The organism is Cellvibrio sp. KY-GH-1 (assembly GCF_008806975.1).
GTDB lineage: Bacteria > Pseudomonadota > Gammaproteobacteria > Pseudomonadales > Cellvibrionaceae > Cellvibrio.
The window spans coordinates 2,484,546-2,497,118 of the sequence record NZ_CP031728.1; the positions used below are offsets into that span (position 1 = coordinate 2,484,546).

The following is a 12,573-nucleotide window of genomic DNA, read 5'->3' on the forward strand; positions in this document are numbered from 1 at the left end:
TGATTAACCGTCATGAAGAGCGCGCTTAGAAAAAGCGCGCCTTGGATACCAATAATGGCTGGCTCTCTGACAACTGTTGACCTGCTTCAACCAGATCAACACGCACCTCTACTTGCGACAAAGGACCATTACCGCCTACGGGCAATTTAATTGACGCAATTTTCCCGACGAAAGATTCTGAAGCACCGGGCAACTGCACTTTTACATCATCGTTTACTTGTAAATTAATAGCATCGCGAAACTCAAACCAAGCCATTGCATATTTTTTCGCTTCAGGCATGGCCAAATTAAATAGCGAGGTTGTCTTCGCAAGATATTGCCCATCTACAAAACTTTGACTACTGACCACACAATCGCATGGACTACTGATAGAGCCTGAAATGTTGGTCTTGCCTATTTCGGCAACCAATTCAGGGCTTAAATTTGCTGCCATATTTCCACTGAGAAAATCAGCCATAGGCGCTTTGATAGTGGCCAGCGGTTGGCCTTTGGTAACTGACTGCCCAACCTCAACCAATGACACCACCTCGCCTTCGCGTGGCGTTGCTATCGCAAAGGAATCCAAGGCGATCTTGGCGGAGGTCGCATGAAACATAAACAGGTTGGTATAAATGGCATGCCCCACATAAGCAAACGCGCCCAAGCCGGCGATAAAAAACAATCCGCTAAAAGCCATCGCTTTAATGCGCTGGCCAAATGACTGCTGCGCTTGAGCTTTGTTATTGCGCGATTTGGTAAAGTTTTCACGCGCAAGCGTATTAAGCATGTCGCCAGCTGAAAATAATTCGCCATTGAGTGTTGAAGTCAACAGATAGCGCAAGCTCGCAATTTCACGAGGCCCTAAGTCGGACAACTCAAAACCAATTCGATTTGCTTCGGGATCAATATTTTTAACCGCAAATTTAACTGGTAAGGAGAACGCAAAACCATCCACTTTAAATTGCAAGGTTCCTTCATAGTGTTGCGCAGGTTTGAACAACTCAACTTTCTCATTCACACTAAATCCGCCGGCGGAAATATCGTGCACAGGGCAAATCACTGAATGACCATTTATCTTCACCGCCAGCTTGGCAGGGATACGTACCCGTGCATACTGTCTCTGGGCTTCTGCTTCATGCACTATATTTAAATTGTTACGTCCACTCATAACCTACCCTCGTGTTCACTGTTCAAGCGATCGCAAAAACAACCGCAAAAAAAATACTAACTGCTGAAAATGTCATAGCACGCGACGACCACGTGTTAAACCACTTTTGGAAGCTCGCCAAATCGCGTGTTAATTTAGTGTCTTGCCGTGTCCAACTCTGACGATCCAGACGATAAGACACATAGATTTTCATAATCGAGCCAACTACCTGGTTGTAATACAAAATCAATGGGTAGGCGGGGCCGATACTATGTCCGGACGCTAATAGCAAAAACGTTAAAACCAATCGGGTAATCCCGATCCACAACAAATACACCAATAAAATTGCAGAACCGTATTTAATGCTGGCGACTATAGCGGCACTGATTCCCAGTAAGCTGGTCCACATACTGATGCGCTGATCCAACAAAATGTAATAAGTGAACCATCCCAAATGTGTGGGACCCAAACTGGTCGCGCGGTTGTTTTGTCGCAATGAATTGCCGTACCAGCGAAACATCAACTTGCGGCTTGCGCGAAAGAAATTTTTATCCGGCGGATGCTCTACCGTATTGATATTGGCATCCGGCACGTACCAGGTGTCGTAACCTAAACGCATCAAGCTAAACCAACTGGATTTATCATCACCGGTAAGAAATTTAAATTCACCCAACCGCCAGTGATAAAGTTTGTCGTGTTCCACATCGGAAATAAAATGCGGGTCTGTCACTACAGCAGCGCGAAAAACTGACATGCGCCCTGTTAGGGTTAAAACCCGATTGGACAATGCCATTGAACACATATTGATATGGCGCTGGGCAAAACGAAGCTTGTGCCACTCAGACATTAAATAGCTACCGCGCACTTCGCAAAATTCGTTAGTGGTTAAGCCGCCCATATTGGGAAATAAGGCGAAGTAAGGCGCAGTTGCACGCACTACACCGGGCTCCAATACGGTATCACCATCCACCACCGCAACTACCGCATTCTCATCGGGCAAATCGCGCGAAATAGCCCGGAAACCGAAGGCTAAACCATCGCGTTTTCCAGTACCGGGAATACGGACGAAGTGCAAAGCAACGCGAGGAGGTGGATTATTTTTTTCCCAGAGTGCGCGTATCAGCATTTCATCCGAGACTTCTACAATGGAACAGACCACCATGGTCTCCCATCCACAATTAATCGCCTCTTTGATAACTGAGTCATAAACCATCGCCGTGGTGTGGGCATCAATGCGAAAACTGGTCACCATCAAATACACTTTGGACGGAGCCGCCGCATCACCCATGCGTAACATTTTTTTCCTAAAAAATGGGTACACCAGATAAAGAAAAATAATGCCGCGTATAAAATGGACTATCCCCACCCCGTAACGCCACAACCCCACTGCACCGATAATGAAAATAAATTCATGGCTCAGCGGATCAAATAAATTCCGCGGCAACAGGCTGACGAAAAAGCCCAACACTGAAAAACACAGCAACCAACCGCTGATGTAGTTCAAATTGACGCGATGACCTTCGCCAGGATTACTCATGCCAGATTACTCATGCCTACTTATTTATGGATCGAATTTTTATATTCAAGAAATTCACCAAGCCTGTTAACAACAGACTTGGTGGCAAGGGGTTACCAACAAATACCTTCCAGTGACTCAGTACTTGCAGTTTTCATAAAACCAACCAAATCCAGTACTTTTTTACCTTCTGGCAAGTTTTCCAATACAGATTCAAACAGCTCATCTTTATTGCCCAATACAATCACATCCGAACTATCGACCACTTGATGAATATCGGAAGTCAACAGACGGGAAACGTGTGGAATGTGGTTGTTAATGTAGTCCTTGTTAGCGCCGTGAATACGCGCGTATTCCACGTTGCGGTCAAAGATTTTTAAATCAAAACCGCGACCAATCAGCATTTCTGCAAGCGTCACCAATGGGCTTTCACGCAGGTCATCAGTGCCGGCTTTAAAACTCAAACCCAGCAACCCAATTTTTTTCTTACCGTAGGAATCAATAATGTCGTAAGAGCGCTCAACCTGGTGATCATTGCTATTCATAATCGCGGCAAGCATCGGATGCTTAACATCAAGTTGATTTGCACGATAGGTCAGTGCGCGGACATCTTTGGGCAAGCAGGAACCGCCAAAGGCAAAGCCCGGCTTCATGTAGTATTTGGATATGTTCAGCTTTTCATCCTGACAAACTACATCCATCACGTCACGACCATCTACACCCAGCGCTTTCGCAAGACTGCCAATTTCATTGGCAAAGGTCACTTTGGTTGCGTGCCATACGTTGCAGGTATATTTGATCATCTCTGCAACAGAGATAGGCTTGCGAATGATTTTTGCCGGCAAATCACCGTACAACTGAGCGAGGAGATCACCGGAAGCCTCATCATATTCACCGATTACGGTAATTGGTGGGAAGTTGTAATCATCAATTGCCGTACTTTCACGCAGGAATTCCGGGTTGATCGCTAGACCAAAATCTGCTCCAGCTTTCTTACCGGAGAACTTTTCAATTATAGGCTGAACCACTTTAGTGACCGTTCCAGGCAATACGGTGCTGCGCACTACCACGGTATGGCGGGATTTCTTTTTGGCGATAGCCAAACCGATTTCTTCGCATACCACTTCCATGTAACTCAAGTCCAAATCGCCATTGCGCTTGCTGGGTGTACCGACACAAATCATTGAAAGGTCCGTATTTTCAATTGCTTCAGCTACATCCAGGGTCCCATAGATTAAGCCATCCTTAACCCCCCCCTTAAGCAACTCACCCAATCCAGGCTCAACGATCGGCGATAGACCGCGGTTAATCAGATCAATTTTAGCGGTAGACACGTCAACACCAATCATCTTGTGTCCACGTGATGCTAATGCGCCAACACAAACCGCGCCCACATAGCCGAGACCAAATACACTAATGCGCATATAAACTCCTAATCGTTAGAAATGCCTTTTACACCTGTGTGAAAATCAACCTTGAAGCCAATTTTTTTCTTGCCTCAAAAACGCTGGGCAAAAGAATCCCTGTTCGCATTATGCGAATTTTAAATAAAACAAATCGGGAAATTATTGTTTCGAAGTAACATTACCTGAAAGCTGAAATGCAACTTTTGGTAACATCAATTTTTCGTTGCTATGAGAACACAAAATTTTCGGGAAGGAAAACTTAAAAAAGTTTTGTTGGTTATACGGTGGGAGCATCTAAAAACCCCCTAAAATGGCGTTGAAATTACCACTTTTTATTGACAGCCATCACAGAAACACGCGAAAAAGATTAATTTTCAATCAAAAAAAGGCGAGACATTCCAGTAAAAGCATGTGTGAAAATTTTCACATTTGTCGAAAAAATTATATTTAATAGGGAATCAATTACGCTCCATTACAATGTTGATTTTCTTTACACTCCGCCACAAAAAAAGCTATTTTTTTTTGATTTTGGAATCAACTGTTGTTTTTCTGGGATGAACGGACAATTAAAATTTTTCTTCATACGACGAAAAATACAAAATCGTAAAAATAACCGACTATTTATTTTCGGTTAAATTTACGATTTTTTGATTGTCGTAAAAATTTACACTATCCTCAGCAAATCAATTACCACGCAGAGGAACCAAGAGTAGCGACATACACACCCAACTATTGGTACCGATAAATATTAATTATGTGTATAGGTCAGGTTTTGAAATTTTATTATATCTTGCGTAATTCCATTGGCTAAATAAAAAGCAGCAAAATCATCGGGATTATCCACTTCCACCTGAGTAACAGGGTGCTGGGCCTGCAAGTAGCTTCCATATTTTAGATAGACTGAGCTGCCATCATAAACCATGGTTCTTACCGTTCGCCCAAATGCAATAATAGTAATTTGTCCATAGTCATTTTGATATTCAAAGTCAAAACCCTCTCCTGACCTGACCGTTCCTAAAGGAAACTTCCTCTCTACTCCATCCGTACCCTTAACCCTTGCATAAACATCAAAGATTCCATCCAGTGCTATATTATTTACATTTCCAACTTCAACCATATCAGCAAGGAATATTTTAACTAACGCACCCGCTCCACCATCATGACACTGCAAAATAATTGTCTTGGCGCCCGGTGAAACCTGAATTGAAATTCTGGCTTTTATTTTTTCCGAAGTCTCATACATAGATTTGCGATACTTGGTTTTTAGTTTCAACTCATTGCGCCAGCCATTGGCGGTAGGTGTAACCCACTGGGAGTCCATCGCACTGAATTTGAGCTGCCCAGGAAATACATAGGGCGAAAGCCCCTCCGTACTAAAATAACCTTGCAGCACAGCCTGAGCCGTATAGCTAATCGCCACGGAACTTACACTAACAGCAGAAATGCTCGCGACAGATGATGATATGATGGATACAACAGGAGATGAGGAGCTGGAAGAACTCGCAGAAGATTGGGACAAACACGCAGAACTTATCAACAATAGCGAAAGCAATAGGCAATATTTAATACTATTCATAGCCGACTCCAAGAATGGCATCAAAGCAATATTGACATAAATTCGAGTCTAGCAGCCGCGAAGATCCAGGCTAGAAATCTTTTAAATAAGCCACAAATTATTTATCTGCATATCGCTTTCCATTGGCATCAGAATCTTACTCCTCTTCCGATCACTGCCAAAGGTAGAACTGCACTATAAATAAGCAAACTATTTAAATCACCCACTCACCTGATACGTTTCAGCTAACCGTTTTTGAAGAAAGTGAAAAGTCGTGTTTAGACAATTGCAGATCCCGCGGAAAGCTCTTATCGTGAGCATCTAACGATAAGAACCTGCTACAAACACAACCTCTCATAGCAACATCCACCTTAATAATAAGGAAACCGCACATGAGAGTTTTTAATCCCGATTATGCTATTCCGGTAATAATCGTTTTTGTCACCGGATGTGGCAGCAGTCATGAGAGCCAAACGACACTTACCACATCATCATCTACACCCATAGCAACAATTTCTATTTCATCAGCCAGTGACAATGATTCCAATCCAGACTCCAACCCGGCGTTCGCAATTGAGAACTCCACTGGACATTGCAATATTTTGCCACTACCAGCGCTCAGCGAATTAGCAAAAATTCCCCAGCTACCCAATCCATTCATTACAATAGATGGCACTGCGCTCACCGAAAAGCAACAATGGCCTTGCCGCAGAGCGGAAATTGCAGCGCAAGCACAGCACTATGAACTGGGAAATAAACCTGGCGCGCCGCAGCAAATTAGCGGCACGGTGAACAACGAAAAAATATCCGTCACAGTCACTGAAAACGGCAAAGAAATTTCGTTTGACGCCAATATTATTCTTCCAACAACGGGAACGGCCCCTTACCCGGCCATGATTGGAATCGGTAATTCCTATTTAAATAACGAGGAATTATCCAAACAAGGTGTAGCTGTTATTCAATTTCCCAATAATTTTCTGGGCGAACAACAAAACGGGCAGTCGCGCGGCAAAGGAAAATTTTATGAAATTTATGGCAGCGACCATTCCGCCAGCGCGATGATGGCCTGGGCGTGGGGAGTAAGCCGGTTAATCGATGTGCTTCAAACATCCGACAACAAATTGATCGATGCAACACATTTAGGGGTAACCGGCTGTTCGCGCAACGGTAAAGGAGCGCTGGTTGCCGGCGCTTTCGATGAGCGCATTGCCTTAACCATTATGCAAGAATCCGGCTCTGGTGGCGCCGCGAGCTGGCGCATATCCGATGCCCAATTAGCTGCTGGCCAAAATGTCCAAACCCTGCGCCAGATAGTGACAGAAAACGTTTGGTTTACCGATCAATTTAAAATCTTCAGCGAATCAGCCAATAAACTGCCCTTTGATCATCACAGCGTTATGGGATTAATCGCACCGCGTGGTTTATTAGTGGTTGAAAATACGTCGATGGAATGGCTGGGCAATCAAAGTACCTATACCACCTCGGTGATTGCCCATGAAATATGGAAAGCACTGGGCGCGACAGACAACATGGGCGTATCACAAGTGGGCGGGCACAACCATTGCCAACTTCCAGCGAGTCAACAGCCAGAAGTGAATGCATTTGTGCAAAAGTTTTTACTTAATGATGCAACGGTGAATACACAGGTACAGAAAACTGATGGCACATTTCCTGTTGAAATATCTCGCTGGGCAAATTGGGCTACACCAACACTGCATTAACTCCCCGTGACGGACGCAAAATCCAACCCGAATTTATGCAAGTATTGCTTTACCCGATGCGAGTCGTTGGAAGACGACTTTTTCTCTCGACTCGCATTAAATAAAATACGCCCCGCTTCCGCCATGGTTCTGGTGTTGCGACAGATTTTAATAACTTCGTTTAATTGCAGACGATCAAACAAATCGATCTCATCAACTTGTTCCGGTGCAAGGACCTCAGCCACCAAATCCTGCCCAGGCAACACCAATTCCTGAAAGCCACTCCATGCCTGCTGCAAACGCGCAATCTCCCCGGCAACGATAGTTTCAGTAATCCGCCCCCCCACAGCTAAGGTCGCCATACGCGTAATACTCGAGTTCAAGTCACGAAAGTTGGCTCGCCACAAAGCCTGTGACGAATTGGCAAATTGTAAATACTGTTCGCGCGCCCCCTTATTGAAATTGACTTTATAACCCGCACTGCGCGTAAATTTTTGCAACTCGTGTTCAATGTTTGGCTCAAGATCTTCAATGCGCTCCTTTAGTGAGGGCAATTCATAGGTCCAAAGATTGATTCGCGCGAGCAAATCCTCACGGAATAGGCCCTGCCGCACCTGCTCAAATAAATTGAGATGGGTACCCGCAATCAATTGGAAATTACTGGAGACGGGTTGATCACCACCAAACGGCATAAATATTTTTTCTTCAATCGCGCGCAACAGCATCGCCTGCTCGTCCAAACCCAACTCACCGATTTCATCCAGAAACAGCAAACCCTTATCCGCTTCGCGCAGCAACCCCATACGCGCATTCAGCGCACCGGTAAAGGCACCTTTTACATGACCAAACAATGCTGACATAGCATTATCGCCACGCAGTGTTGCACAGTTAACTTCCACCAATTCACCGGTTAGCTGGCCGCGCTGTTTTTTCAATTCATAGATGCGTTTGGCCAACTGCGACTTACCCGCTCCCGTTGGGCCATTTAATAAAATAGGCGCAGTGGATTTAATAGAAACCTGCTCCAACTGATCAATCAATCCATTAAACGCTTTGTTGCGCGTCTGAATTCCACTTTTTAAATGGATAACCGCATCGGAAGATTCCTTGGCAAAACGTGAAGCGATTTGGTCATAGCGCGATAAATCCAGATCAATCACGTGATAAACACCGCGGCGCTCTTCCGCAGGGGAAGCCTGAATCAATTTGCCTGGAAAATAATGAGCTTCTGTCAGCAGATACATGCATATTTGCACCACATGGGTTCCGGTGGTGATATTCACATAGTAATCGTGCTGCTCAGCATCAAACCGTTGCCCCACGGCCATATCGTGGATGTGACTGTAAACTTGCTCAAAATCCCAAGGGTTATCGCAATCAATAAGAAATGTCGTGACTTTGGTACTGGGAGACACCTCAGCCATATCCTGCAAGGTCAAATCAAGCAATTGCTGATCTGATGGCAAATACATCAACAGGAACTCATCTATCGGAAAATCCGGCTGCATAAGCAAGCCGATACTTGGACGCCATTGGTTCCAGCGACGCTTACCCAAGCCACCATGATCTAACCGCGAGCCTAGCATTCCTATTAACACATTACCCATAAAGATAAGATCCTATCAATTTTGATATAAAAGTTAGCCAAGCCATCCTATCCAAATTCAGCTGTAACGCCAACCATAAAAATAAAACCTATTAATTTCAACAGCTTATAAATTAATTAAACACCAAGGACAAAGTTGGCAACGTGATTGCAATTACCCAGATGCAAACAAAACGAAAGGATAAGAGAAAGATCATGAGCAACTACGAGGTCATGCATAACAAAGGGCAAGTGCCGGTGAAGTCCTGGACCAAGGGCGTAAGTTTCGATGAGAACGCGCGGGCACAAGTGAACAACATGGCGAGCATGCCGTTTATCCATAAGTGGATCGCGGTAATGCCAGACGTACATTTAGGCAAAGGCGCAACCATCGGCAGCGTAATCCCAACCATAGGTGCAGTAATTCCCGCCGCCGTGGGTGTGGATCTGGGATGTGGAATGATGGCCGCAAAAACCACCTTAAACGCATCGCAATTGCCGGATTCATTAACGGCATTGCGTAGCGAGATAGAGAAAAAAGTGCCACACGGAAGCAGCCCGACTATGCGCGGAATGAGAGACAAGGGAAGCTGGGCAAATGCACCGGAAGATGTATTGGGTGCTTGGGCGTCGCTAAGTGATGGATTTACAAAATTGGTAGAAAAGCATCCGTTTCTAAAAAACACCAACAACATGAAACAACTGGGAACACTGGGAAGCGGAAACCACTTTATCGAGATTTGTATCGATGAAAATAATGCCGTTTGGGTGATGCTGCATAGCGGGTCGCGCGGTGTAGGTAACCGGATTGGGACACATTTTATCGAGCAAGCGAAAAAAGATATGGAGCGTTGGTTTATTAATTTGCCCGATAAGGATTTGGCATACATACCCGAAGGGAGCGATAAATTTCGCGATTATGTCGAAGCAGTTGCCTGGGCACAGGATTTTGCCAAAACCAATCGCGAAGTGATGATGGCCAGAACACTGCAAGCTATGCGCGATATTTTAAAAGTTCCGTTTGAAGCTCATGTGGAAGCGGTGAATTGCCACCACAACTACATCAGCCGAGAAAACCACTACGGACAAAATGTATGGGTAACCCGTAAAGGCGCAGTGAGCGCGAAAAAAGGTGAGATGGGAATTATCCCCGGAAGCATGGGGGCAAAATCCTTCATCGTACGCGGACTGGGGAACGAAGAAAGTTTTTGTAGCTGTAGCCACGGTGCGGGGCGAGTGATGTCGCGCGCTGAAGCAAAACGTCGCGTGTCCATGGATGAACATTTACTAGCGACAGCAGGTGTGGAATGCCGGAAAGATGAAGATGTAATTGATGAAACACCAGCGGCTTACAAGCCCATCGAAAAAGTGATGAGCGCGCAGTCTGATTTGGTGGAAATTGTCCACACACTGAAACAAGTGCTGTGCGTTAAAGGTTAAGCGAAAAAAATTAATTAAACAATCCGCGCAGGGAGGCGCGCGATAAACAGAATTTGGCAGATTGTTATTGATGGAAAAATAACATCGCTGAATGGTCACAGCGGCTCCGGTTATTTCGGGCTGACACAGACACCACTGGTGATTTGTGTATCGGGATCAGGCAGTTGCCAAATAAAGGCCCTGTAGCTCAGAGGTAGAGCAGTGAATTAAAAATTCTCGTGCGCTGGTTCGACTCCAGCCAAGGCATCAATGCTATAGCTCATTGGTAGAGCAGTTGATTAAGGTTCAACCGGTTGCCGGTTCAACTCCGGCTAGCAAATAGGTCCTCCAACCTATCAAAAAAGCAATACCGCAGGCCTCCGCGGACTTATTGTGCTGACATACAGGATTTTCAAAAGGCAAAGGATTTCATCAGCACCGCAATTCCAAACAGGACGCTGCCACGAGGAACAAATTGATTAACGCGCAACGGTGATCACCGCAATTGATTGTGTAACATGGATCAACAGACAGGGATTGCAAGGCAATGGAACGCACATGATTCGTCACTGCCCGTTACTAAATTCCCTCGTGCCCGCTTCCTGTGGAGGCCCTGCACTAACAACAAAGCCAGGAATGGCAAAGGATGAAAAAATGAAACTTAAGAAAAAATACATCATCAGCGATAGCCAATTAGGCTTGCTGTACAAGGAGCAACAATTCCAGCAAGTGCTAGCCACTGGCACCCATGAATTCTGGGATTGGAAAAATCAATTAACCGTGCAATCAATCAACGTGACTAACACATTGAGCGACGGCGTAAACAAAGACGTTTTATATCTCGCTGATTTGTACCCTGCAGCGTTTGCGGACTACTTGCATCAGTGGGAAACCGGTGAAAACGAAATCGGCCTGGTTTACCAGCAAGGTATTTTGCGCGATATCAAAGGCCCCAGCCAACGCGGCGCCTATTGGAAGCAAAAGAACTTGATCAGCCTGGAGAAAATTGACATCAGTGAAAATTTTGCAATTTCCGAAAAGCTGGTGCGTGTACTTTCCGGTGTGCGGGACCCTTTGCTGAGCAAAGCCGCAATGACTGCCATAGCACTAAACAACGTAGCTGAAGGCCATATGGGTTTCTTAATGGTCGATGGCACCACCCAGCGCAGCCTGCAACCTGGCTTGCATATGTGGTGGAAATACAATCGCACTATTGAAGTAAAACAATTCGATTTGCGGTTGCAAAACATGGAAGTTAACGGTCAGGAAATTTTAACTAAAGATCGCGTAAGCTTGCGCATCAACTTATCTGCTGTATGGCAAATTGTGGATGCAGAAATTGTGAAGCGCGAACTGGCAGACAGCAAGGATTATTTGTATCGCGAATTGCAACTGGCATTGCGTACCATTGTCAGCACCCAGACGTTGGATGAATTGCTGGCTGATAAAAATTCACTTAACCAACAAGTGTTGGCGCTAGTGAGTGAAAAATCTGCGCAATACGGTATTTCACTTAAGTCAGTCGGTGCACGGGACATAATTCTGCCCGGCGAAATGAAAGCGATTTTGACCCAGGTAGTGGAAGCGCAAAAACTCGCCGAAGCCAACCTGATCAAACGCCAGGAAGAAACCCAGGCAACCCGTTCATTGCACAACACCGCAAAAGTCATGGAAGGCAACCCTGTATTGTTGCGTTTAAAAGAACTGGAAGTACTGGAAAAAATCACCGGCAGAATCAACACCCTGAACGTCTACGGCGGTTTGGATGGTGTGATGAACGATTTGGTGAGAATTACCGACAGAACTGCGAAAGCGTGACTAGGTGGCCAGCTGTGCTGGCCACATTAAATCATCTCCCGGCCAGCCACGCTGGCCGTTATTTTTCTAATAGCGGACCCACGCAATACGTCATTTGCAGCCAATTGAATAACGTAAATATCTAAACCTGATAAGAAGGCCCAACGGAAATTGATATTTATCAAACTGCCGCTTCGCAATTCCAGAGGACCGCGCAATATTCATCACGCTGCCTTCATAGGTTAACTAAAAGACCCCACCTAACCTAAAGATGGTCGCACCCCAGGGCACTTAATAAGCGACTCAAATTGAGCAATCAATCCGCCTGTCACCCATCCCCCCTCACATTTTCCCATCCCTTGCGCTTTATTTGTCTTATAGTATTATTGACAACAACAATATTTGAGCCTTCGGTATCGGTTTGTAGCGGCTCTTAACTTAACGATCGGCAATTACCTAATAGGAATAA

Annotated in this window: 8 protein-coding genes and 1 tRNA gene; 4 read left to right on the forward strand and 5 right to left on the reverse strand. The window is 45.2% G+C overall.

From position 1 onward, the window contains the following. Positions 1-25 precede the first annotated feature (25 nt). The 4 genes from D0C16_RS10825 to D0C16_RS10840 form a co-directional block, all read right to left on the reverse strand. Positions 26-1,147, reverse strand: a complete 1,122-nt coding sequence (locus D0C16_RS10825) for a PilZ domain-containing protein (RefSeq protein ID WP_151032400.1) — start codon at positions 1,145-1,147, stop codon at positions 26-28. A gap of 22 nt (positions 1,148-1,169) precedes the next feature. After that, a complete protein-coding gene (locus D0C16_RS10830) occupies positions 1,170-2,663 on the reverse strand; it encodes a glycosyltransferase family 2 protein (protein ID WP_151032401.1) in 1,494 nt (497 codons plus the stop codon). A 92-nt stretch (positions 2,664-2,755) separates the two neighbouring features. Next, positions 2,756-4,066 carry a nucleotide sugar dehydrogenase gene (locus D0C16_RS10835; RefSeq protein ID WP_151032402.1) on the reverse strand — a complete coding sequence of 437 codons (1,311 nt, stop codon included), beginning with the start codon at positions 4,064-4,066 and terminating at the stop codon, positions 2,756-2,758. Positions 4,067-4,796: 730 nt separating this feature from the next. Next, entirely contained in the window at positions 4,797-5,624 is an 828-nt protein-coding gene (locus D0C16_RS10840; protein WP_191968690.1) for a polysaccharide lyase family 7 protein, read from the reverse strand. A gap of 371 nt (positions 5,625-5,995) precedes the next feature. Here D0C16_RS10840 and D0C16_RS10845 point away from each other — a divergent pair, with 371 nt between their 5' ends. Further along, entirely contained in the window at positions 5,996-7,324 is a 1,329-nt protein-coding gene (locus tag D0C16_RS10845) for a dockerin-like protein (RefSeq protein ID WP_151032404.1), read from the forward strand. Here D0C16_RS10845 and rtcR read toward each other — a convergent pair. Then, on the reverse strand, positions 7,321-8,910 hold the full coding sequence (gene rtcR / locus D0C16_RS10850) for an RNA repair transcriptional activator RtcR (protein WP_151032405.1): 1,590 nt from the start codon (positions 8,908-8,910) through the stop codon (positions 7,321-7,323). The two genes, D0C16_RS10845 and rtcR, sit on opposite strands and share 4 nt — an antisense overlap. Before the next feature lie 194 nt (positions 8,911-9,104). Here rtcR and D0C16_RS10855 point away from each other — a divergent pair, with 194 nt between their 5' ends. From D0C16_RS10855 to D0C16_RS10865, 3 genes are all read left to right on the forward strand, one after another. Beyond that, the gene (locus tag D0C16_RS10855; protein WP_151032406.1) at positions 9,105-10,328 is read left to right on the forward strand and encodes an RtcB family protein; all 1,224 of its coding nucleotides are present in this window, start codon (positions 9,105-9,107) and stop codon (positions 10,326-10,328) included. A 248-nt stretch (positions 10,329-10,576) separates the two neighbouring features. Next, positions 10,577-10,645, forward strand: a tRNA-Leu gene (locus tag D0C16_RS10860). A gap of 316 nt (positions 10,646-10,961) precedes the next feature. Further along, the gene (locus D0C16_RS10865) at positions 10,962-12,125 is read left to right on the forward strand and encodes a slipin family protein (RefSeq protein ID WP_191968691.1); all 1,164 of its coding nucleotides are present in this window, start codon (positions 10,962-10,964) and stop codon (positions 12,123-12,125) included. The last annotated feature ends 448 nt before the right edge of the window (positions 12,126-12,573 follow it).

Coding starts and splice junctions, on each gene's coding strand:
- D0C16_RS10825 (WP_151032400.1), bottom strand. CDS start 1,147: ATGAGTGGACGTAACAATTTAAATATAGTGCATGAAGCAGAAGCCCAG.
- D0C16_RS10840 (WP_191968690.1), bottom strand. CDS start 5,624: ATGAATAGTATTAAATATTGCCTATTGCTTTCGCTATTGTTGATAAGT.
- rtcR (WP_151032405.1), bottom strand. CDS start 8,910: ATGGGTAATGTGTTAATAGGAATGCTAGGCTCGCGGTTAGATCATGGT.
- D0C16_RS10845 (WP_151032404.1), top strand. CDS start 5,996: ATGAGAGTTTTTAATCCCGATTATGCTATTCCGGTAATAATCGTTTTT.
- D0C16_RS10835 (WP_151032402.1), bottom strand. CDS start 4,066: ATGCGCATTAGTGTATTTGGTCTCGGCTATGTGGGCGCGGTTTGTGTT.
- D0C16_RS10855 (WP_151032406.1), top strand. CDS start 9,105: ATGAGCAACTACGAGGTCATGCATAACAAAGGGCAAGTGCCGGTGAAG.
- D0C16_RS10865 (WP_191968691.1), top strand. CDS start 10,962: ATGAAACTTAAGAAAAAATACATCATCAGCGATAGCCAATTAGGCTTG.
- D0C16_RS10830 (WP_151032401.1), bottom strand. CDS start 2,663: ATGAGTAATCCTGGCGAAGGTCATCGCGTCAATTTGAACTACATCAGC.